At 69.6% G+C, this 20,833-nt stretch carries 19 protein-coding genes and 1 pseudogene; 5 read left to right on the top strand and 15 right to left on the bottom strand.

Annotation, left to right across the window (positions count from 1 at the left end):
• The first annotated feature begins 86 nt into the window (after window positions 1–86).
• The 3 genes from V6M56_RS06060 to V6M56_RS06050 all read left to right on the top strand — a co-directional run bounded on the left by V6M56_RS06060 (window position 87) and on the right by V6M56_RS06050 (window position 3,429).
• The gene (locus tag V6M56_RS06060) at window positions 87–914 is read left to right on the top strand and encodes a hypothetical protein (RefSeq protein ID WP_332682116.1); all 828 of its coding nucleotides are present in this window, start codon (window positions 87–89) and stop codon (window positions 912–914) included.
• Between the two features lie 55 nt (window positions 915–969).
• Window positions 970–2,394 carry a M48 family metalloprotease gene (locus V6M56_RS06055; protein WP_332682114.1) on the top strand — a complete coding sequence of 475 codons (1,425 nt, stop codon included), beginning with the start codon at window positions 970–972 and terminating at the stop codon, window positions 2,392–2,394.
• Window positions 2,395–2,559: 165 nt separating this feature from the next.
• Window positions 2,560–3,429 (top strand): dienelactone hydrolase family protein, encoded by an 870-nt coding sequence (locus tag V6M56_RS06050; RefSeq protein WP_332682112.1) that lies wholly within the window; start codon window positions 2,560–2,562, stop codon window positions 3,427–3,429.
• Between the two features lie 208 nt (window positions 3,430–3,637).
• Here V6M56_RS06050 and V6M56_RS06045 read toward each other — a convergent pair whose 3' ends face one another.
• The 6 genes from V6M56_RS06045 to V6M56_RS06020 form a co-directional block, all read right to left on the bottom strand.
• Window positions 3,638–4,240, bottom strand: a complete 603-nt coding sequence (locus V6M56_RS06045) for a CarD family transcriptional regulator (RefSeq protein ID WP_332682111.1) — start codon at window positions 4,238–4,240, stop codon at window positions 3,638–3,640.
• A 392-nt stretch (window positions 4,241–4,632) separates the two neighbouring features.
• Entirely contained in the window at window positions 4,633–4,971 is a 339-nt protein-coding gene (gene fdxA, locus V6M56_RS06040) for a ferredoxin FdxA (RefSeq protein WP_332682109.1), read from the bottom strand.
• Between the two features lie 160 nt (window positions 4,972–5,131).
• Window positions 5,132–5,443 (bottom strand): RNA-binding S4 domain-containing protein, encoded by a 312-nt coding sequence (locus V6M56_RS06035; RefSeq protein ID WP_332682107.1) that lies wholly within the window; start codon window positions 5,441–5,443, stop codon window positions 5,132–5,134.
• Between the two features lie 22 nt (window positions 5,444–5,465).
• The gene (locus V6M56_RS06030; RefSeq protein ID WP_442881090.1) at window positions 5,466–8,909 is read right to left on the bottom strand and encodes a helicase-related protein; all 3,444 of its coding nucleotides are present in this window, start codon (window positions 8,907–8,909) and stop codon (window positions 5,466–5,468) included.
• 340 nt (window positions 8,910–9,249) lie between these two features.
• The gene (locus V6M56_RS06025; protein WP_332682103.1) at window positions 9,250–10,143 is read right to left on the bottom strand and encodes an alpha/beta fold hydrolase; all 894 of its coding nucleotides are present in this window, start codon (window positions 10,141–10,143) and stop codon (window positions 9,250–9,252) included.
• Window positions 10,144–10,279: 136 nt separating this feature from the next.
• Window positions 10,280–11,125: a DUF3108 domain-containing protein gene (locus V6M56_RS06020; protein ID WP_332682101.1), complete on the bottom strand. Its 846-nt coding sequence runs from the start codon at window positions 11,123–11,125 to the stop codon at window positions 10,280–10,282.
• A 257-nt stretch (window positions 11,126–11,382) separates the two neighbouring features.
• Between V6M56_RS06020 and rpmB the strand changes: the two genes are divergently transcribed.
• Entirely contained in the window at window positions 11,383–11,670 is a 288-nt protein-coding gene (rpmB, locus tag V6M56_RS06015; RefSeq protein ID WP_332682100.1) for a 50S ribosomal protein L28, read from the top strand.
• A gap of 216 nt (window positions 11,671–11,886) precedes the next feature.
• Here the strand turns inward: rpmB and V6M56_RS06010 are convergent, their stop codons facing one another.
• The 8 genes from V6M56_RS06010 to V6M56_RS05975 all read right to left on the bottom strand — a co-directional run bounded on the left by V6M56_RS06010 (window position 11,887) and on the right by V6M56_RS05975 (window position 19,924).
• Entirely contained in the window at window positions 11,887–12,894 is a 1,008-nt protein-coding gene (locus tag V6M56_RS06010; RefSeq protein WP_332682098.1) for an esterase-like activity of phytase family protein, read from the bottom strand.
• Complete coding sequence (gene cobT, locus V6M56_RS06005) at window positions 12,891–14,789, bottom strand: cobaltochelatase subunit CobT (RefSeq protein WP_332682097.1); 1,899 nt, start codon at window positions 14,787–14,789, stop codon at window positions 12,891–12,893. The genes V6M56_RS06010 and cobT overlap by 4 nt, the downstream gene beginning before the upstream one ends.
• Window positions 14,786–15,226 carry a GNAT family N-acetyltransferase gene (locus V6M56_RS06000; protein ID WP_332682095.1) on the bottom strand — a complete coding sequence of 147 codons (441 nt, stop codon included), beginning with the start codon at window positions 15,224–15,226 and terminating at the stop codon, window positions 14,786–14,788. The genes cobT and V6M56_RS06000 overlap by 4 nt, the downstream gene beginning before the upstream one ends.
• A 12-nt stretch (window positions 15,227–15,238) precedes the next feature.
• Window positions 15,239–15,589 carry a GFA family protein gene (locus V6M56_RS05995; protein WP_332682094.1) on the bottom strand — a complete coding sequence of 117 codons (351 nt, stop codon included), beginning with the start codon at window positions 15,587–15,589 and terminating at the stop codon, window positions 15,239–15,241.
• A 67-nt stretch (window positions 15,590–15,656) separates the two neighbouring features.
• Window positions 15,657–16,649 (bottom strand): cobaltochelatase subunit CobS, encoded by a 993-nt coding sequence (gene cobS, locus V6M56_RS05990; RefSeq protein ID WP_332682092.1) that lies wholly within the window; start codon window positions 16,647–16,649, stop codon window positions 15,657–15,659.
• Between the two features lie 166 nt (window positions 16,650–16,815).
• Entirely contained in the window at window positions 16,816–18,006 is a 1,191-nt protein-coding gene (locus V6M56_RS05985) for a glycosyltransferase family protein (RefSeq protein WP_332682090.1), read from the bottom strand.
• Complete coding sequence (locus V6M56_RS05980) at window positions 18,003–19,262, bottom strand: glycosyltransferase family 4 protein (protein ID WP_332682088.1); 1,260 nt, start codon at window positions 19,260–19,262, stop codon at window positions 18,003–18,005. The genes V6M56_RS05985 and V6M56_RS05980 overlap by 4 nt, the downstream gene beginning before the upstream one ends.
• A complete protein-coding gene (locus V6M56_RS05975) occupies window positions 19,259–19,924 on the bottom strand; it encodes a class I SAM-dependent methyltransferase (protein ID WP_332682086.1) in 666 nt (221 codons plus the stop codon). The genes V6M56_RS05980 and V6M56_RS05975 overlap by 4 nt, the downstream gene beginning before the upstream one ends.
• Between V6M56_RS05975 and V6M56_RS05970 the strand changes: the two genes are divergently transcribed.
• Window positions 19,923–20,567, top strand: a complete 645-nt coding sequence (locus tag V6M56_RS05970; protein ID WP_332682084.1) for a hypothetical protein — start codon at window positions 19,923–19,925, stop codon at window positions 20,565–20,567. The genes V6M56_RS05975 and V6M56_RS05970 overlap by 2 nt on opposite strands.
• 7 nt (window positions 20,568–20,574) lie before the next feature.
• On the opposite strand, the pseudogene V6M56_RS05965 reads toward V6M56_RS05970, so the two are convergent.
• Window positions 20,575–20,833, bottom strand: a pseudogene (locus V6M56_RS05965) (hypothetical protein); the annotation flags it as partial.

The raw sequence follows: 20,833 nt of genomic DNA, 5'->3' as shown, positions 1-20,833 counted from the left end.
CCTGACCTACGGTTTAGGAAACCGTTGCTCTATCCTGCTGAGCTACCGGGACGCACGCGATTGCGTTTAGCATAAAGCGCATGCGGGTGAAGCCTTCCTTTATCGCGTTTCTGGCGCTCGCCGTGGTTTCTGGCGTGCCGCGGCCCGGTGCGGCCCAGTCCGGCAGCGAGAGCTGCGAGGTTCCGCAGGAAATCCGGGACGTGCGGCTGGCGGGGCTCGACCGCCATGGCGACCTCCTGCTCGAGGACGGCAGCGTCATCCGCCTTGCCGGCCTGGCACCGCGCCAGAGCGAGGCGGAGCGCGGGCAGCTTGCAACCGCAGTCCGGCCCTGGCTCGGCCGCAGTTTCCGCCTCGCCGCGCTCGGCAACGCCGATCGCTGGGGCCGGGTCCCGGCGCGGCTGCTGGTCCCGGCCGAGTCTCCGGGAGCGGCGGCCGGCCGCGACCTCACCGCCCTCCTGCTCGCGACCGGGGCGGTGCTGCGCCTGCCCGAAGCCGGCCTCGGCGGCTGCAACGAGCTCTGGCGGGCAGCCGAAGCCGGGCATATCGCCAGGACAGCCTCCGACCGTGCCGTTTCCGCCACGCCTGCGACAAACCTCGCCCCAACCGGCCTGCCCGTGATCGACGGCCACGATCCCGCCGCGATGCGAGCGCAGGCGGGCAGGATCGCGCTGGTCGAGGGGCGCATCGCCGCGGTTGGAGAACGCGCGCAGCGAACCTATCTCAACTTCACGCGGCGCCGCGGCGCGGGCGGCAGCATCGTGTTGTCACGCGCGCTCTGGCGGGAACTGCAGCGCGCCGGCTGGACCGCGTCCACGCTGACCGGTAAACGCGTGCGGGTGCGCGGCGTGATCGAAGGGCGCGATGGCCTCCTGATCGCGATCGAGTCGCGCGCCGCCCTGGAGATGATCGACTAGGTTGATGCAGGCAGTGCAGCGATATCGACAGCCAGCCCGGGGGCGCCTGGTCGCCATGGCGCTGCCGGCTTTGCTGCTGGCGGCTTGCTTCGGCGACCAGAATTCCCTGCTGCCGCCGTTCGACCAGCCCGGCGGCGAGCCGGCGCCGCGCGTCGCCAGCCTGCAGCGCGGCACCGATCGCGAGCATCTGCGCCTGCTCCAGGCCTTCGGCGGCGAATATCGCGCCGGCAATGCCCGCGCCGTGCTCGACGAGATCGTCGCCCGCCTCGCCAAGGCCAGCGACGGCCAGATCGGCAATTACGAGATCACCATCCTGAACTCGCCGATCGTCAACGCCTTCGCGCTGCCCACCGGGCGCCTCTACGTCACCCGCGGCCTGCTCGCCCTCGCCAACGACACCTCCGAGATCGCCTCGGTGATGGCGCATGAGATCGCCCATGTCACCGCGCGCCACGCCACCGAGCGGGCGGAGATGGAGCTCGAATCGGCGGTCGTCAGCCAGGTCGTGGCACAGGTGCTGAAGGACCCGGCCACCGGGGCCGCGGTCCAGGCCAGCTCGAAGCTCTCGCTGGCGAAGTTCTCGCGGCAGCAGGAACTGCTCGCCGACCAGATCAGCGTGCGCAACATCGCCAAGGCCGGCTACGACCCTTATGGCGCCGGCCGCTTCCTCGGCTCGCTCGGCCGCAACACCGCCTTCCGCGCCGGCCGCCAGGGCGGCGGCGACAAGAAGCTCGACATCCTCTCCAGCCACCCCTCGACGCCCGAGCGCGTCGCCGCCGTCACCTCGGGCGCCCGCCAGATCGGCGCGCCCGGCATCGGCGAGCGCGAGGCGGCGCGCTGGCTCACCGCGATCGACGGCATCGCCTTCGGCGACGACCCCGCCGACGGCGTCGTGCGCGGCCGGCGCTATCTCAACAGCGCGCTGCGCCTCGCCTTCACCGCGCCCGAGGGTTTCGAGCTTGAGGCGGCGCGCGAGATGGTGGTCGGCGTCAGCGGCGACGGGGCCCAGGCGCTGCGCTTCGATTCGGTCGCGCTCAAGCCGGGCCAGACGCTCGAAACCTATGTCGCCTCCGGCTGGATCGACGGCGTCGCCACCGGCGACGTGCAGTCGCTGACGGTCGGCGGCCTGCCGGCCGCGGTCACCACCGGCAAGGGCACCGACTGGCGCTTCAGGCTGGCGGCGATCCAGGCCGGCCAGCGCGTCTACCGCTTCATCCTGGCCGCCAAGGGCGAGAACGATCCCGAGCGCGACATGCGGGCCGTGCTGGAGAGCTTCCGCAGCCTGACGCCGGCCGAGGCGCAGTCGGTCAAGCCGATGCAGATCCGGCTCGTCAATGCGGCCGAGGGTGACACCCCGACCGCCCTTGCCGGGCGGATGGCGACGCATGACCGGCCGCTCGAACAGTTCCTGATCCTGAACGGCCTCGAGCGCAGCGCCAGGCTGAACCCCGGCCAGCGTTACAAGATCGTGACCGAATAGGCCTGCGGCGAGCCGCCGGCGCCTCTGACCGGCCGCCCCGCTTCATGCTAGCCTGCCGGCGAAATGCCGCCATCGCCCCGTTGACGCGGTCGATTCCCGCGCTTCGGCAGGAATGGCGGATTCCGCAAAGCGACGGCGGAAAGCCGTCCGATCAGGGAGGCGACCATGGCGCTCGACCGCCGCATCGTCGAACTCTACGACGAGTACACCCATAAGCCGCTCGACCGGCGCAGCTTCATGAACCGGCTGGTCGCGCTCGCCGGCTCGGTCGCCGCGGCGGAGGCCGCGCTCATGCTGCTCGAGCCGAATTACGCCCAGGCCCAGCAGGTGGCGCCCGACGACGCCCGGCTCGAGGCGAGGCGCATCGCGGAGACCGTCGACGGCATCGCGCTGAAGGGCTACCTGGTCACGCCGAAGACGACTGCCAAACGCGGCGGCGTGCTGATCATCCACGAGAATCGCGGGCTCAATCCGCATATCGAGGACGTCACCCGTCGCATGGCCCTGGCCGGGTTCACGGCGCTCGGCCTCGACTTCCTCAACCCGCTCGGCGGCACCCCGGTCGATCCGGACGCCGCCCGCGCCCTCTTCCCGCAGCTCAAGCCCCAGGACGTCGTGGCGCAGGCGCGCGCGGCGCTGGCCCTGCTCGCAGCCCGCCCGGACGCCACCGGCAAGGTCGGAGCCGTCGGCTTCTGCTGGGGCGGCGGGGCGGTCAACGACCTTGCCGTCGCGGCGCCGGAACTCACCGCCGGCGTGGTCTTCTACGGTCGCTCGCCGGAGCTTTCGCGCGTGCCGCAGATCAAGGCGCGGTTGCTGATCCAGCACGCCGCGCGCGACACGCGTCTGGTCGAAGGGCTGCCGGCCTATGAGGCCGCGCTGAAGGCCGCCGGCATCCGCTACCAGGCCATCGTCTATCCGGATGTCGACCACGCCTTCCACAACGACACCAGCACCGAGCGCTACAATGCCGCGGCCGCCAGGCTCGCCTGGGAGCGCACGGTCGCCTTCCTGGCGGCCGAGACCGGCGCAGCCTGACGGGCCCCGCCCCTTCGAACAAAATCGTGGGCATCCCGGACAAGCCGCGTCAGCGGCGTCGATCCGGGATCCATACCGGAACGGCTCAGCCATGGTTCCCGGGTCTACGCTGCGCTTCGCCCGGGACGACCGGCACGATCGCTGCAACGAAAAAGCCCGGCGGATCGCTCCGCCGGGCTTTGTCCGATTCGCGTCTGCGGGGGCCGCCTCAGGCCGCCTCTTCCTGCAGGTCGTCGTTCTCGCTTTCGGCCTCGCCTTCAGCTTCGGCCTCCGCCTCGGCCTTGCCCGAACGGCGCGGCGACTTGGCGAGCTGGGTCTCGATCTTCTTCAGCGCCTCGGTCTCGGTGATCTCGTCGACGGCCGCGATCTCGCGCGTCATCCGGTCGATCGCCGCCTCGTAGAGCTGGCGCTCGGAATAGGACTGCTCGGGCTGCGCCTCGGAGCGATAGAGGTCACGCACCACCTCGGCGATGGCGACGAGGTCGCCCGAATTGATCTTGGCTTCGTATTCCTGGGCGCGGCGCGACCACATGGTGCGCTTGACCCGGGCGCGGCCGGTCAGCGTCGCCAGCGCCTTGCCGACGATCTCGCCATCGGCGAGCTTGCGCAGGCCGACGCTCGCCGCCTTGGCGGTGGGAACGCGCAGCGTCATCTTGTCCTTCGCGAAGCTGACGACGAAAAGCTCGAGTTTGAAGCCAGCAACCTCCTGCTCCTCGATCGCCGTGATCTGACCGACGCCATGGGACGGATAGACGACGAACTCGCCAGTCTTGAAACCCAGGCGCACAACAGCTTTCTTCGCAGTGGTCATGCCGTTTCAACTCCTCATCGGTCCGCAATATGCGGAGACGCGACTTTCAGTCGCTGGTCGGGATAACCAGCGACACTCTGCCGACGCGGCGGATTGCGACTTCGAAAGTCGTTTCCCGGCGCGACACGCTCCCTCAGCCGCTCGTTTCTTGCTGACCGCCAGACACGAAGGCGGCATCGCTCCGGACTTGGTGGCCGGTAGCTCTGCTGGCTGCGTCTAAGGGGGTGCCCCGTTTATGAATTCTCGCAGGGGCAGGCGGAACGAACTCGACTGTGGCAAATGGATACCACAAAAAACCCGCCGAATCAAAGGTAAACGCTTTTCGCGCCGGTTTGCGGGCCTTGCAGGCCGGCCTCGATCGATCGCACCGGCGGCCTGCCGCTGGGGCAGGATCAGTCGCCCTCGCCGGGGTTGGGCGAGAAATGCTCGTCGAGTTTGCCGGGCACGCCGTCGAACTCCTTGGCGTCGACCGGCGCGTCCTTCTTCTGCGTGATATTGGGCCAGCTCGAGGCATATTTCGAGTTGAGCTGCAGCCAGCTGTCGAGGCCCGGCTCGGTGTCGGGCTTGATCGCCTCGGCCGGGCATTCCGGCTCGCAGACGCCGCAGTCGATGCACTCGTCGGGATGGATGACGAGCATGTTCTCGCCTTCGTAGAAACAGTCTACCGGACAGACTTCGACGCAATCCATGTACTTGCACTTGATGCAGTTCTCGGTGACCACATAGGTCATGGCGCTGTCCTTCCGATCGACCGGCGCATCCTTAGAGCCGGGCGAGAGAGTGTTTCAAGGCCTGAGTTCGGCCGAAAACGAGATAGAAATTCTGCCGAAACGGGCGTTTCGGAACAATCTTCGCAGGCCGCGCCAACGCCGGCCGCGCAATCTTCGCGATCTATCCCTTCGGCTCGCCGGGTGCAAGCGACGCATCGCCGCGCTCGTCGCCGCCGAGGATCTCATAGAGCGTCTGCGCCTGCTCGTAGGAACCCCGGCGTTCGCCGAGCGCCCGCAGCCTCACGACCAAGGTCGCATGCGGCAGAGCCAGCGTCAGGACATCGTCGAGCTGGAGCCCGAGCGCCGGGTTCACGACACGCTTGCCTGCGACCCGCACATGCCCGTCCTCCACCAGCCGCACGGCGGCTGGACGGTTGCGTGCGAAGCGCGCGAACCAGAGCCATTTGTCGAGACGCTGCCGGTCTTCGCGCAATCGGACCTCGTGCCTTGCCCTCTCAGCTCTTGCGCTCGTCGCGGCCTTCGAGCTGCGCCTTCAGGGCGAGCAGCTTGGCGAAGGGCGAATCCGGATCCGGCTGGCGCTCGGCGGGGCGGGGCTTGGCCGGCGCCTGGAAGCGCTCCTTGCCGCCGCGCTCCTCACGGCGCGGACCACCGCCGGCTCTGCCCTCGTCGCGCCGGCCGTCATTGCGCCTGAACTCCGGCCGCGGCCCGCGCTCGGGCCGGTTGCCGCCTTCCGGCCGGCCGCCACGCCCCTGCCGCTCCGGCGCAGCCCCGGCAGCTTCCGCAGCGGGAGCCTGCCCGCCCGCCGCCGGGCGCGGCCCGTTCCAGCCACCCTCGCGCCAGCGATTGCGGTTCGGCCGCTGGCCGCCCTCCGGACGCGGACCGCTTCCGGCCTCTCCGGCCGGCGCAGCCTCGCCTTGGGCACCGGGCCGGCGGTCATGGCGACGCCCGCTCGCCCCCTGCTCCGGCCGCCGGCCGCCCTGATGGCGATGCGGGCGCCAGATCTCGATCAGTTCCGGCTCCGCCGGCGTCGCCGCCTCAGCGGCAGCCTCGGAAGGCTCCGCAGCGGCCGCCTCGGCCACCGGCTCGGCGGCAGGATGGGCGAGCATCGACATGGCGTCGGCCGGAACCGGCTCGGCCGTGACCGGCTGCTCGGCCTCCGCGGCCGGTTCGACGACCGCCTCGGGCTCGATCTCCGGCGCGGCGGCCAGCTCGACCTCGGTCAGGATCGGCACATCCGGCGCCTCGGTGCTGGCCGTCTCGAGCTCAGCGGCCGATTCGCCGGCCCCAGGCTCGGCATTCAGCGCTGCGATATTCTCGGCCGCGACATCTTCAGCCGCGGTATTCTCCGCCGCAACCTCGCCCTCGGCCGGCACGTTCGCCGACTCCTCTGCCGCCGGCTCCTCTGCCGACGGCGCCACCACGACGGGCTCAGCGACGACGGGCTCCGGGGCGGCCGCGAGCGGCACGGTGATCGCCGGCCCCGGACGCTTCAGCGAGACATAGCCGAGCGAGCGCAGGATCGAGGCGAAATCCTCGCCGGCACAGCCGACGAGCGAGGTCATGGCGCCGGTCGCGACGAAGCCGTCCTGATCGGCAGCGCCCACCGGAGGCTGGCCGAGCGTGACGCCGGGGCGATAGGCGATGGCCGGGCGAATCAGGTCGGCCAGGCGCTCGAGAATGTCGACGCGCACCGCCCGCTCGCCGCAGACGCGATAGCCGGCGGCGCGATAGAGGCCCTTGGGGATATCCTTGTTGGCGGGGAACGAGGTCCGGCCGGACGAGGCCAGATGCGCGATGTCGTCGAGCCCGGTCAGTTCCGGCCCACCATGCTTCAGCGCCCAGAGCTGGGCGGCGAGCGCCCGCGGTGCCGGCTTCAGCAAGGCCGGCACATAAAGGTGGAAGGCACCGAAGCGGATGCCGAGCTGGCGCAGGCCGGCGCGGCCCTCCTGATCCAGCGTCTTCATCTCCTCGCCGACCTTGGCGCGCTCGAGCACGCCCAGCGCCTCGCCCGCCTGATAGGCGATGCCGCGGGCGATGCCGGTCAGGCTCGTCGCCTCCTCGAGCACCTGCAGCGGTCCGAGCAGCCTGGTGATGTGATTCTTCAGCCAGAGCGTCAGCCGCCCTTCGACCTGCTCGCGCGCCTGGCCGGTGAGGTGTTCCTCGACCAGCAGGCGCAGGCGCGGCTCCAGGGCCTTCTCGCCGGCGACCAGGCGGGCCACCGGCTCGCCGATCCAGCGGATGAAGCCGTCATGCGACAGCACGAACGCCTCGTCGCCCGCGAGCACGACGCGCGAGGCGCGCGCCTCCATCTCGCTGGCAAGCGCCTTCATCGCGGCGGCGTTCAGCGCCTTGGCTTCCGGACCGCCTGCCTTCGGGTCCGCCGTGAAGCGGAAGCCTTGCAGCAACCCGACATGCTGGCCCTCGACGAGCACGTCGCCCGCCGCGGTGACCTCAGCTTCCAACATCGCATTCTCCCGCAGGCGACGCATCAACACGCTCGTGCGCCGATCGACGAAACGGCTGGCAAGCCTCTCGTGCAAAGCGTCCGACAGCTTGTCCTCTACAAGACGCGCCACCCCCTGCCAATGCTCTGGATCGGGCAACCAGTCAGGACGGTTGGCGACGAAGGTCCAGGTCCGCACCTGCGAGATGCGCGCCGAGAGCGTATCGATCTCGCCATCGGTGCGGTCGAGCGCGTCGAGCTGGGCCCGATACCAGTCCGGATCGAGCCGGCCGTATCGCATCAGCCGCAGATACAGCATCGTCGCCAGATCGGCATGCTGCATCGGCGCGATCTTGCGGTAATCCGGCAGGCCGCAGACCTCCCAGAGCCGTTCGACCGCCGGCTTGCCCTTCGCCAATCTGGCGATGTCGGCGTCGCGCGCCAGGATTTCCAGCGTCGTCATGTCCTCGGCGATCAGCGCCCGGGTCAGGCCCTGCTCCTGCGGCTGGACATTGAGGCTGTCGAGCAGCCCCTCGACCGAGCGCAAATCGAGATCGGAATTGCGCCATTGCAGCTGCCTGACCGACTCGAAGCGGTGATTCTCGATCGCCTCGACGAGTTCGGCGTCGAAGGGCGGCGCCCGCCCGGTGGTGCCGAAAGTGCCGTCGCGCAGATGCCGCCCGGCCCGCCCGGCGATCTGGCCGAACTCGGCCGGGTTGAGCTTGCGGAAGTGATGGCCGTCGAACTTGCTGTCGCCGGCGAAGGCGATGTGGTCGACATCGAGATTGAGCCCCATGCCGATGGCGTCGGTGGCGACGAGATAATCGACATCGCCGGACTGGTAGATCTCGACCTGCGCGTTGCGCGTCCGCGGCGAGAGCGCGCCCAGCACCACGGCCGCCCCGCCCTTCTGCCGGCGGATCAGCTCGGCGATGGCGTAGACCTCCTCGGCCGAGAAGGCGACGATGGCCGAGCGGCGCGGCAGGCGGGTGATCTTGCGGTCGCCGGAGAAGCTCAGATTCGACAGGCGCGGCCGCGTCACCACATTGGCGCCCGGCGCCAGCTGCTCGACCAGCGGCCGCATCGTGCCGGCGCCGATCAGCATCGTCTCGGCCCGGCCGCGATGGTTGAGCAGGCGGTCGGCGAAGACATGGCCGCGGTCGAGGTCGGCGGCGAGCTGGATCTCGTCGATCGCGACGAAATCGACGGCGACGTCACGCGGCATCGCCTCGACCGTGCAGACCCAGAAGCGCGGCCGCTGCGGCTTGATCTTCTCCTCGCCGGTGACGAGGGCGACCGCCTCCGGCCCGACCCGGTCGACGACGCGGCTGTAGACCTCGCGCGCCAGCAGGCGCAGCGGCAGGCCGATCATGCCCGTCGGATGCGCGACCATGCGCTCGATGGCGAGATGGGTCTTGCCCGTATTGGTGGGCCCGAGCACCGCCGTGACGCCGCGCGCGCGGAGCGAAGGCGGAAGAGAGCGAGGCAACGTCAAAACGCTGGAACTTCCTGCGGCTGAGGCGACCGGCATGGCGCTTCGAAGCGGCCGGGGAGCCGCCCCAGCCCTACCGCTTCATGGCGCCTGCGGGCAAGCCGTTTAGGGAACAGAACGAGTCCGGAACGAAGCAGGCCCGAATCGCTGACTCCGGCAGAATCGGGATTCGTTCTCTACGAGATTTCGTCCCGCCGGCGGCCCCGACCACCATATCTGGAATCGCCCAAGCATGCTGGCCGCCCTCCGGCTCGGCGGCGCGCCGTGAGCGCCGCGCCTGTGAGATAGGAGCCCGCGGGCCGGTCTGCGAGGGGCGCCCGCGACGCCCCTGCCTGCTGCCGGTTCAATGCGGCGCAAAGAAGTCGGCAAAAACCTCGGCAGCCTCGTCCGGCGCCTCGACATGGACGAAATGGCCGGCGCTTTCGCAGAAGCTCACCACCGCATCGTCGAAATGCTCCGGGATGAAGGCGGCCCATTCCGACTTCAGGACGGGATCGTGCCGGCCCCAATGCACCCGGGTCGGCTGGTGGATGTTGACCGAAGGCGCCGGATGGCCGTCGATCGCGGCGAGACGGGCGGCATTCTGGCTGCGATACCAGTCGAAGCCGCCGCGCAGATTGCCGGGCTTGAGGAAATTGTCGATCCAGAGCTCGAAGGCCGGGGCGAAGGCGTCCTTGCGATGGCACCAATGCGTCAGGAAGTGCCCGAAATACAGTGCACAGGCTTCGCGGCCCAGCCCCACCATCTGCTCGGCCAGCGCCAGCTGGTGGTAGGACTGGTACCAGATCTCGTTGACATGGCCGTCGCGGACCCAGGCCGAGCCGACGCTCGGTGTCGGGCAGTTGAAGAACAGCAGCCGCTCGACCCGCTGCGGATGGCGCCGCGCCAGCCCCTGCGCGACATAGGCGCCGACATCGTGGCCGACGACGCCGACGGCGCCGAGATCGAGCGCCTCCAGCAGCGCCGCGACATCGTCGGCATGGCTGTTGGCGCCGACATCGCTGCGCGGGGCAGGCGCCTTGGCGCTGTCGCCGAAGCCGCGCAGATCCGGCGCGATCAGCCGGAACTCGCCATGCAGGCGGTTCATCAGCGGCAGCCAGGTCATCCAGAATTCCGGCCAGCCATGCAGCAGCAGGACCGCCGGCCCGTCGCCGACCTCGGCGACATGCAGCACGGTGTCGCGCACCACCACGTCGCGGCGCCGCAATCCGGGCGGCAGGGCAAAATCGCCAAGCATGCAAGCTCCAGGGTCGAATCGCCGAGCGAGGCTAGCGTCCGGCGGGCCGCGGCGGCAATGCCCGCGGCCGCGCCCTCGCCATACATTGACGTTAGGTCAGTATTGCCGGCTCGACGGCCGGCCTTCCTGCGGAAGCTCAGTTGCGCGAGGTCGCCGCGGTAACGCCCGGATCGACCTTGAAGCGCGAAGCCTCGATCACGGCGGTGCCGATCATCGTCTTCACCGAAATCCGCACCGGCAGCATCATGCCCGTCCCGGCGATCGGGGCGAGCCAGGTGCTGATCTCCTTGTTCTCGGCCATGAACTTGGTGCTCGGCCGCAAGGCCCGGTGGCCGGCGATCGGCACATAGCGCGCCTGGCAGATCGAGACCGGGCCGCTATAGCCGTCGAGCTTGACCTCGCGGGTGCCGGCATAGCTCAGCTTGATGTCGTAGCGCGCCGCGCCGTCGAAGATCGGCAGGGTGCGGTTGCAGGCGGCCGCGCCCGAATTCCTGCCGCCCTCGACCGGCATCAGGAAGGCGCTGAGCGGGTCCATGACATTGCGGCGATGGGCCTCGCTGATCGGCACCCGGTCCGGCTTGGAATCGATCGGCGGCTCGATCTCGACCGCCTGGACGGCGTTGCGATCGAGCGCCATGCGCACGGTGCGGCTTTCGCTCGTGCTCGCCGAGGAGATGGCGAAGGTCGCAGGCGAGAGCCTGCCGGCGTTGAGGTTGCCGGTGGCGGCACCCGAGCCGCGCCCGCCGGTGAAGCCGCCGACCAGGCCGGTGAGCTTGGCCGTGACGTCGAGCTTGTAGCGGTTGCCCTCGATGTCGCCGCTCAGGCTGGCCTTGCCGAAGCGCATGCCGAGCAGGGAGACGTCGTAGGATGCCTCGACCGAGGCGGCGCCGGCGGGAATCGCGCCCGTAACCGGAATCGCGCCCGCAAGCAGAACAGCCGCCAGGCAAAGGCCGGACAGGGACGGCGTGAGGGCGGGCTTCATCTCGATGCTCCGGGCGGCGCGACCGTTCGACTGCTCGCATGCACTGCGAATCGGTCCGAATCGTGACCTGATTAACGGAGTCTGACGAGAGGAGGTTACCGAGATGTTTCCAGCCCCCAACTCCGCACTGCGCCTTGACGCGGCGCCGGGGCTTGGCTATAGACCCGCCACTTCAATTTGACTTCCGGTGCTCGCCTGCCGGCACGTCGCGTGTCGGCGTTTTGCGTTGGCGCCCTGGAAACCTTGGGAACGATATCATGGCCCGCCGTTGCGAACTGACCGGGAAAGCCACCCTTACCGGCCACCTCGTCAGCCACTCGAATCGCAAGACCAAGACGGTCTTCCGGCCGAACCTCGTCAACGTCACGCTGCAGTCCGATGCGCTCGGTCGCTCGTTCCGCCTGCGCGTCTCGGCCAATGCGCTGCGCACGGTCGATCATCGCGGCGGGCTCGACGCCTTCCTGGTCAAGGCCCCGGCCGGCGACCTTTCGACCGGCGCGCTGACGCTGAAGCGCGACATCGAGAAGAAGCTCGCCGCCAACTGAGCGGGCTTTCCTTCCGGATTGAATGAAGCGGCCGCAAGGCCGCTTTTTTCGTTTGAGCTGTGCTCGTCATTCTCGGGCGAAGCCCTCGGGTCCGGACCTTCGGTCGGCCCAAGGATAAACTCCGCGCAGACCCGAGAATCTCCTGACGAGAAGGCGCTGATGGGAGCCTCGTCCTGCCTGAGATGCTCGGGTCAAGCCCGAGCATGACGAGGACGGCTACTGCACCAGCTCGAATTCCAGCAGCAGCGTGCGCTGCAGGAACGAGAAGTTGTCGTCCGAGATCAGGGTGAGGATGGTTCGCCCGCTCTCCTGATGGACGGCCATCCCCTCCATATTGTCGATTTCCTGGCCGAGATCCGCCGCGAGCAGGACCGGCCCGTCGAGGCGCGCGCCCGGCCGCAGCAGGGCGCCGGGAATCCGGCGGATGCGCATGCCGACGCCGCGCAGCGGCCGATACCAGCGTTCCAGCAGCAAAAGGTCGCCACCGGGCAGGAAGGCGAGATCGGTGAGGTCGAAGCCGTCGCGGCGGACGACATGGAAGCTGCCGGGCTGGCGCCCGCCGATGATGAAGCCGATCGTCGGCTCGTCCTCGCCGCCCGAGCGCTCCGCGATCGCGACCAGGGCGCCGGCCAGCGGCTGGCCGGCCGGAACGACGCCGAGCGCCTCCACCCCGCGATTATTCGGCAGGCGCTTGCCTCCCGGTGGCATCGGAATCGGCCGCGCCCGCGCCTCGACGCCATATCTCGCCCAGTCGAAGCGCAGGATGTCATGCGTGCGCTCGACGCTGAGATAGGCGATGCCGTCATGGATCGCGAGCGCTTCGGTGTCGTAATAGCGCGAGCGGTACAGCGGCCGCCCCGAGGCACCGAGCACCGGCACCAGTTCGGCCTGCTCCAGCCCGGCCAGGCGACCATCGCGCCTGGCGACCGTCGCGGTCAGCCAGAAGCCCTTGTCGCTCACCGCCGCCAGTTGCCCGCCATCGGCCGAGCGCCAGAGGCCGGAGAAGCCGCCGAAGCGCGGATGGCTGCCTGAAAGCGCAAGCCCGCCGCGAAAGACGAGCTGGCCGAAGCGCGCCTTCGTCGGATTGCCGGGCTCGAAGGCCAGGAACGGCCGGGCCGCGACGCTGAGCGGGACACGTCCGGGCTCGATCGCCTGGGCGCGAGCAGGCGGGGTCAGGGCCGCCGCACCGAGGCCGGCGAGCAGGCCGCGGCGGGTCTGCATCATTGCAGGCGGCGTGAGACGCGCGCGCCTGTAGCGGCGCCGGGATCCTCTTCAAACAGTTCCGCCAGCTTCTCGGTCATCACCCCGCCGAGTTCCTCGGCATCGACGATGGTGACGGCGCGGCGGTAATAGCGGGTGACGTCGTGGCCGATGCCGATCGCGATCAGCTCGACCGGCGAACGCGTCTCGATCTCGGCGATGATGTGGCGCAGATGCCGCTCGAGATAGCTGCCGGCATTGACCGAGAGCGTCGAATCGTCGACCGGCGCGCCGTCCGAGATCACCATCAGGATCTTGCGCTGCTCCGGCCGCGCCAGCAGGCGCTTATGGGCCCAGTCCAGCGCCTCGCCGTCGATGTTCTCCTTGAGCAGCCCTTCGCGCATCATCAGCCCGAGATTCTTCCGCGCCCGGCGCCAGGGCGCATCGGCGGCCTTGTAGATGATGTGGCGCAAATCGTTGAGGCGGCCGGGATTCGCCGGCTTGCCCGATTGCAGCCAGGTCTCGCGCGAGAGCCCGCCCTTCCAGGCCCGCGTGGTGAAGCCGAGCAGCTCGACCTTGACGCCGCAGCGCTCCAGCGTGCGGGCCAGGATGTCGGCGCAGGTGGCGGCGACCGTGATCGGCCGGCCGCGCATCGAGCCGGAATTGTCGATCAGCAGCGTCACCACCGTGTCGCGGAAATTCGTGTCCGATTCCTGCCGGAAGGAGAGCGGCTGGAACGGGTCGATGATGATCCGCGGCAGGCGCGAGGGGTCGAGCGCGCCTTCCTCCAGGTCGAACTGCCAGGAACGGTTCTGCTGCGCCATCAGGCGCCTTTGCAAGCGGTTCGCCAGCCGGGCGACGACGCCCTGCAGATGCGCCAACTGCTTGTCGAGATAGGCGCGCAGGCGGGTCAGCTCCTCGGCGTCGCAGAGTTCCTCGGCGGTGACCGTTTCGTCGAACTTCTGCGTATAGGCCTTGTAGTCGGTCTGCGGCCGGTCGTTGGCGCGGCTGTCGCGGGGGCGCGGCGCCTCGCCGGCTTCCTCGGCCTCGGAGCTGTCGTCCTCCTCGTCCCAGTCGCCGGCCGGCGCGTCTGCCGCCTCGGAGGCGCCCTCCTGCAATTCCTCGGCCGCGTCGTCGCTGACCTCGGTCTCGGAACGCTCGCCCTGGCTCTCCTGCTCGGCCTCGCCTTCCTGCTGCTCCTGGTCCTCGGAGGACTGGTCCTTGTCGTCCTCGTCCTCGTCGTCGTCCTGGCCCTGACTGCTCTGCTCGGCCATGTCGAGCGAAGCCAGCATGTCGCGCACGGTGCGGGCGAAGGCGCGCTGGTCCTCGACCGCCCTGGCGAGCCGGTCGAGATCGCCGCCGGCCTTGCTCTCGACATCCTCGCGCCAGAGCTCGACCAGCTTCTGCGCCGCCTTGGGCGGCTTCAGGCCGGTCAGGCGCTCGCGCACCATCAGCGCCAGCGCGTCCTCGAGCGGCGCGTCGGCCCGGTCGGTGATCTCCTCATAGCGTCCGCCGCGGTGATAGCGGTCCTCGAGCATGGCGCTGATATTGCCGGCCATGCCGCTCATCCGGCGCGAGCCGACGCATTCGACGCGGGCCTGCTCGACGGCATCGAACACCGCCCGGGCGGCATCGCCCTCGGGGGCGGCGCGGCGATGGATCGTGGCATCGTGGCAGGCGAGGCGCAGCGCCATGGAATCGGCATGGCCGCGCAGGATCGCGACGTCGTTCGGCGTCAGCTTGCGCGGCGGCTCGGGCAGGCGGGCGCGCTCGCCGACGAGCGAGGGTTTGTCGGCGGCGAAGACGATCTCCATCTCCGGCTTGCGCGCGATCGCCTTCATCGCGCTGGAAACAGCCCGCTTCAGCGGCTCGGCCGGCGCTTCCTTGGGTTGTCCGGGCTTGCGGTTCGAGATGCTCATAGCGTCTTCATGAAATGATGGAGGGTCTGGCCTGCGACCGGATAATCCTCCATCCGGCCGCATTCGCGATAGCCCATGCGGGGATAGAAGCCCGGCGCCTGAATGCTCATCGTCCCGAGATAGACGCCGCGTGCGCCGTAATCGCGCGCCGCCTGCTCGGCCATGGCGAGCAGTGCCTCGCCGTGTCCGCCGCCGCGATGGGCCTCGTCGATCCAGAACAGGTCGACATGGAGCCATTCCCATTTAAGCTCGCCGACGAGGCCGCCGACCATCGTGCCGGCCTCATTGCGCAGGCTCAGCGCCAGTGGCTGCGCGTTGCGCGGGCCGACCTTCGCCTGGTTATGCGCGCTGAGGCCGCGCAGGACGGCCTCGCGCGTCGCGGCGAAATCCGCCTCGCGCTGGATCGTGGCCTTTTGGCTGTCAGAAGCAATGCTCACCGGCGCGTCCCGTCAGCGCGAGCGCCCGTCGAACATCGTCGAGTTCAGCTCGGTCGGCTCGACGCCGGCGAGGCAGCGGGCATTGATCGCGACCATCGGCGTGCCGTCCGGCATGCTGCCCCGCGCGAAGGATTCGATGCCGCAGCTCTCGCAGAACAGATGCTGGATCTTCTGCGTGTTGAAGCGGTACTCGGTCAGCGCCTCCTCGCCCTTGGTGAGCGTGAAGTTCTGCGCCGGGGTGAAGGCCAGCACCGAGCCGCGGCGCTGGCAATAGGAGCAGTTGCAGGTGATCGTCTGGCCAAGGTCGGCCTCGACCTCGTAGGCGACCCGTCCGCAATGGCAGCTACCTTCGTAACGGGTCATGGCCGGTTTCCCTTTAGTTGAGCATGTTCTGATCGCAAAAGCGGTGCCCACTTTTGCGGAACATGCATTAGCTCAGCACGACGTTGACCGCGCTCTCCGGCAGGTCCTTGCCGAAGGAGCGCTGGAAGAACTCGGCCACCAGCGCACGCTCCATCTCGTCGCATTTGTTGAGGAAGGTGACGCGGAAGGCAAAACCGATATCGCCGAAGATCGCCGCGTTCTCGGCCCAGGTGATCACCGTACGCGGGCTCATCACGGTCGAAAGATCGCCGTTCATGAAGGCGTTGCGGGTCAGGTCGGCGACGCGCACCATCTTGTTGACGATGTCCTTGCCTTCCGGCGAGGCCTGGTAGTGCTTCGACTTGGCGAGGACGATCGCGACCTCGTTGTCATGCGGCAGGTAGTTCAGCGTGGTGACGATCGACCAGCGGTCCATCTGACCCTGGTTGATCTGCTGGGTGCCGTGATAGAGGCCCGATGTGTCGCCGAGGCCGACCGTGTTGGCGGTGGCGAACAGCCGGAAGGCGGGGTGCGGGCGGATGACGCGCTTCTGGTCGAGCAGCGTCAGCTTGCCCGACTGCTCGAGCACGCGCTGGATCACGAACATCACGTCCGGGCGGCCGGCATCGTACTCGTCGAAGACCAGCGCGATGTTGTTCTGCAGCGCCCAGGGCAGGATGCCGTCCTGGAACTCGGTGATCTGCTTGCCTTCCTTCAGCACGATCGCGTCCTTGCCGACGAGATCGAGCCGCGAGACATGGCTGTCGAGGTTGACGCGCACGCAGGGCCAGTTCAGCCGGGCCGCGACCTGCTCGATATGGGTCGACTTGCCGGTGCCGTGATAGCCCGAGATCATGACGCGGCGGTTATGGGCGAAGCCGGCCAGGATCGCGATCGTGGTGTCGCGGTCGAAACGGTAATCCTGGTCGAAATCGGGGACATGCGCCTCGGCTTTCGAATAGGCCGGCACTTCCAGATCGCTGTCGATGCCGAAGACCTGACGAACCGACAGTTTCATGTCCGGCATGCCGGGGGCGGCGGTAGTCGCTGCTGTCATCATTCTTCTCCGGGCGCAGGACAGGCCCGGCAAACACCCGGTGTCCTGGAGCCGACCGAAAGGGAGGCGTGTCCAATCTCATTAGAGCGAAAGCGCCGTAGCGGCAATTCGCAAGAGGTATTCGCGGCAGGCATGCCGACGCTTTGCCGGCGCGCATTCGCGCACAGGCTCAGGCCCGGCCGGTGAGCAGGCGCGCAACCGCCGAAACCACGCCCGCCGCCCCGTCGAGATCGACCGCGAGCGGCGCCGGCTGTGCCTGTGCCAGCCCGGCCTCGATGATTGTCGCCAGGGCCTGCGGCCCCGCGCCGCGCGGGCTGATCCGTGCCAGCCCGGCCCGTTCCAGCGCCGCGGCGCGCAGCGCCTGCTCGGTCTCGTTGCCCTCGTCGAAGGGGACGAGCAGCGCCGGCCGCCTCGCCTGCACCAGATCGAGCACGGTGTTGTAGCCGGCTTGGCTGATGCTCAGGGCACAGGCATGCAGCAGCGCCGGAAAATCCGGCCGCGCCCGTTCGACGCGCGCGTTGCCGGACGCCGTCCGGCGCAGGCTCTCGAATCGCGCCTCCGTGACGCCTTGGCCGACGAGCAGGTGAAAGCGCCGATGCGGCAGCAGGTGGGCGGCGGCGAGCGCGGCCTCGAACAGCGGCAGGGCGGCGGCCGAGCCGCCGCCGGAGACCAGGATTTCGCCTTCGCCGCCATTGCGAGCGCAGCGAAGCAATCCAGGGGCATCGGGTGCGCTGATGCCTGGATCGCTTCGCTGCGCTCGCGATGACGGTTGCGCCAGATAGCCCGTATAGATCAGCTTCGTCGCGATCGCCGGCGTCACCGGCCAGGAGGCTTCGAGCGGCAGGAAATTCCGGTCGCCATGGACGAGCACGCCGTCGAACAGGCCGGCGACGCGCTGCGCCGTCTCCGCCAGCCGCTCCGCCCGCTGCGGCGCCACCAGCACGTCCCGGATCGAGGCGAGCACCAGCGCCCTGGGATCGGCCGCCCTCGCCGCCTCGATCAGCGCCAGGAACTCAGCCGCGAGCTGGCGCCGGCCGAAGGGGAAATGCTCGGTGATGACGATATCGGGCCGGATCTCGCTGGCCAGCGCCGCGAGCCCCTCCCGCCGCGCCGCCAGGCGCTCCGGCGTCACCGCGGCACCCGCCGCGTCGAGCAGGTTGCGGAAATCCGTGCCCTCGGCCCGGACCGGCGGCAACTGCACCAGGCGATAGCCGCTTTGCGCCTTGCCGTCCGGCATGCCGCCGCTGGCGAGCGTCACCTCATATCCGGCTTGCGCCAGCGCCCGCGCCAGATGCCGGGCCCGCACCAGATGGCCGATGCCGAGCAGATGCGTCACGCCGATCAGGACGCGCCGGCTCACGGCGCCGGCCCGCCGATCCGGCCGGTCAGCGCCGCGTGGATCCGCGCCAGCCCGGCCTGCGCCGAGAAATGCCCGGTGAGGCGGGCATAAGCTGCCCCGCCGAAACCGGCCCGGCGCTCCGGCGCGCGGGCAAGGGCAGCGAGCGCGCCGGCCAGCGCCGCGACATCGCCCGGCACGACGAGAAGCCCGTCGGTGTCATGGCGCACGAATTCCGGGATGCCGGCGAAATCGGTCGCGACGATCGCCAGCCCCTGGCTCGCCGCCTCCATCACCACATTGGGCAGGCCGTCGCGGTCGCCGTCGCCGGCCTGCTTCGAGGGCAGCACGAACAGATCGGCCTCGCGCAGCGCCGCGATCACCCCGTCCTGGGCGAGCGGCCCGCGCCAGTCGATGCGGCCGGCGAGACCGAGCGCCTCCGCCCGGGCCTTCAACGCCGCGAGCTTCTCGCCGCCGCCGATATGGACGAGCCGCCAGGCAAGATCGGCCGGCAGGGCGGCAAGCGCGCTCAGCAGGTCGTCGAAGCCCTTCTTCTCGACCGCCCTTCCGATCGTGACGAAGCGCACCGGATCGGCTGCGTCGGCGCCATCGCGCGGCGGCCGGGCCGGCGGCGGCGGAAAACGGTCAAGGTCGAGGCCGTGATAGACCAATGCGACCTTGTCCGGCCGGTCGGCCAGCCGCGCCAGCTCGGCATGGCCGTCGCGGGTGCAGGTCACACCCCATCGGGCATCGGCGATCTTCTCGCGCTTCTCCCAGTCGGGCGTCGTCCAGATGTCCTTGGCATGGGCCGAGAATGACCAGGTGAGCCCGCGGCTCAGCGCGGCGTAGCGGATCACCGACGCCGGGGTATGCAGGTAATGGACATGCAGATGCCGCGTGCCCGGCGGCAGCTCGCGCGCCATCACGCAGGCCTGGCCGAGCCGGCGCAGGCGGTTGCGCGTGCGGTCGCGGCCGAGGTCGCGCAGGAAGGCGGCGAGCAGCCGCAGGATCGAGGGCCGCAGCAGCGCCCGGCCGAGGCCGCGCAGCACGCGCAGCGGCTCGTCATGCAGGTATTCGGGCAGATAGTGCAGCGGCGCCGTGATCTCGCTGTGCATCAGATGGCGCGCCGCGTCGGTCGGATGCCGCAGCGACCAGATCGCGAAGGGCAGGCCCAGTTGCTGCAGGCCGAGCAGTTCCTGCGCGATGAAGGTCTCCGACAGGCGCGGATAGCCCTTCATCGCGATCGCGACCGGCGGCCCGGCTGGCTCGTCTCGGTTCATCGCTGCCCGATCAGCATGAAGCGGGTGTAGTTCTTCGTCGGCAGCGCCCCGGAAAACCAGGTCTCGGACAGGCCGGCCTGCGCCGCGAAGGCCGCGAGCGAGGGCACGCAGCTGCGATGGTCCGGCTCGCGGACATAATCGTTCGACTGCAGCACCAGCGGCAGGCCCGGCGGCAGGCCGGCGAGCCAGCCCGGCACATCCTCGAGATGCTCGCAGCTGGTGTTGATCACCAGGCCCGGCCGCGGCTCGCGCGCGCCGGAAAGATCGAGCCCGCGCATGTCGGCGGTCAGCGTGCGGAAGCGGCCGGCGGCGACATGGCGGTGGTTCAGCGTCTCCGCCACCGCGGCGCAGGCGGGGTCGACATCGACGCTGACGATCTCCGGGATCGCCAGCCGGCCGTCGGCGAGCAGCATCGCGCCGAGCACGCCATGCCAGGCGCCGAGCACGAAGACCGCCCCTTCCGGCCGCGGCAGCACCTGCGCCAGGGCGTCGACGAGCCAGCGCTTCGAGGCGATCTGCTTGTGGTTGAAGGCGATCGAGAGGTCGGCCGGCGCCCCCTTGCCGACCAGGCGGGCGAGATCGGCGACGATCGGATCGCCGCTCAGGGCAGCGGCTCCCCGCAGGATGTCGTACAGAGCGTCGGGAGGCAGGGCGTTGGTCATGCCGGGAGGAACGAAGGTGACGATGCCGGAGCGGGAAAAAGTCGCGGGACCATATTCACAGCCGCAGGCAAAGGCCAGCGCCGCGCAGCCGAGCGAGACGCCGGGAGCCGGGACGCTGCTGCCGCATCTCGCCGGCCCGGCGGCGGCGCTGCGCCAGGTGCTCGCCGCCCATCTCGTGCGGCGCTGCCCGCACATCATCGAGATCGGCGGCGCCGGGCTGCCGATCACCGGCTTCCTGACGCATTCGCCAACCTCCGTGACGGTGATCGACCCGAAGATTCCGGCCTTCGCCGCCGAGAGCCTGAACGGGGCGCCGTGCCGGGTTCGCCATCTTGCGGCGAAGTTGCAGCAGGTCGCGCTGACGCCGCCGCCCGAAGCCTACGCGCTGGTTCTGCTCGGCCTCTCGCTCAAGCCGTTCGGGCGCAGCGCCGCCGTTCCGGCCGAGCTCCTGGCGCTGGCGCGCGCCGCCGATGTGCTGGTGATCGAGCATGCGCTCGACCTCGGACGCGCCTCGGGCCAGATCGGCACCCTCCCGGCAGCGAGGCAGGACAGGCCGGCGATCGACCTCGAGCTCAGGCTCAATGACGCCGCGCTGGCGCTGGCGGGCTACGATCGCCGCCGTTTCCTCGCCTTCGGCGCGTGACGGGACATCATCTCGGCGTCTCGCCGGGGGGAGTTGCGGCCGCTTTCTCCGCCTTCTTGCTCTTTCCAGCCTCGGGTTTGCCAGCCTCGGGTTTGCCAGCCTCGGGTTTGCCAGCCTCGGGTTTGCCAGCCTCGGGCTTGCCGGCCTCGGGCTTGCCGGCCTCGGGCTTGCGCGCCGGCGAGGTTTCGGCGAGCGCCGGCTCAACGACGACTTCGGGCGTGCCGCCGAAGCCGTAAACCTGCATCGGCTTGTCGCGGCCCTTGATC

The sequence above is a fragment of the Allobosea sp. genome, assembly GCF_036675845.1.
GTDB lineage: Bacteria > Pseudomonadota > Alphaproteobacteria > Rhizobiales > Beijerinckiaceae > Allobosea.
This window is presented reverse-complemented; position numbering and strand designations above follow the sequence as displayed.

Excerpts from the sequence above, each read along its gene's own strand:
- V6M56_RS06055 (WP_332682114.1), top strand. The coding sequence starts at position 970 with ATGGCGCTGCCGGCTTTGCTGCTGGCGGCTTGCTTCGGCGACCAGAAT.
- V6M56_RS06050 (WP_332682112.1), top strand. The coding sequence starts at position 2,560 with ATGGCGCTCGACCGCCGCATCGTCGAACTCTACGACGAGTACACCCAT.
- V6M56_RS06045 (WP_332682111.1), bottom strand. The coding sequence starts at position 4,240 with ATGACCACTGCGAAGAAAGCTGTTGTGCGCCTGGGTTTCAAGACTGGC.
- fdxA (WP_332682109.1), bottom strand. The coding sequence starts at position 4,971 with ATGACCTATGTGGTCACCGAGAACTGCATCAAGTGCAAGTACATGGAT.
- V6M56_RS06025 (WP_332682103.1), bottom strand. The coding sequence starts at position 10,143 with ATGCTTGGCGATTTTGCCCTGCCGCCCGGATTGCGGCGCCGCGACGTG.
- V6M56_RS06020 (WP_332682101.1), bottom strand. The coding sequence starts at position 11,125 with ATGAAGCCCGCCCTCACGCCGTCCCTGTCCGGCCTTTGCCTGGCGGCT.
- rpmB (WP_332682100.1), top strand. The coding sequence starts at position 11,383 with ATGGCCCGCCGTTGCGAACTGACCGGGAAAGCCACCCTTACCGGCCAC.
- V6M56_RS06010 (WP_332682098.1), bottom strand. The coding sequence starts at position 12,894 with ATGATGCAGACCCGCCGCGGCCTGCTCGCCGGCCTCGGTGCGGCGGCC.
- cobT (WP_332682097.1), bottom strand. The coding sequence starts at position 14,789 with ATGAGCATCTCGAACCGCAAGCCCGGACAACCCAAGGAAGCGCCGGCC.
- V6M56_RS05995 (WP_332682094.1), bottom strand. The coding sequence starts at position 15,589 with ATGACCCGTTACGAAGGTAGCTGCCATTGCGGACGGGTCGCCTACGAG.
- cobS (WP_332682092.1), bottom strand. The coding sequence starts at position 16,649 with ATGATGACAGCAGCGACTACCGCCGCCCCCGGCATGCCGGACATGAAA.
- V6M56_RS05980 (WP_332682088.1), bottom strand. The coding sequence starts at position 19,262 with ATGAACCGAGACGAGCCAGCCGGGCCGCCGGTCGCGATCGCGATGAAG.
- V6M56_RS05970 (WP_332682084.1), top strand. The coding sequence starts at position 19,923 with ATGCCGGGAGGAACGAAGGTGACGATGCCGGAGCGGGAAAAAGTCGCG.
- V6M56_RS05975 (WP_332682086.1), bottom strand. The coding sequence starts at position 19,924 with ATGACCAACGCCCTGCCTCCCGACGCTCTGTACGACATCCTGCGGGGA.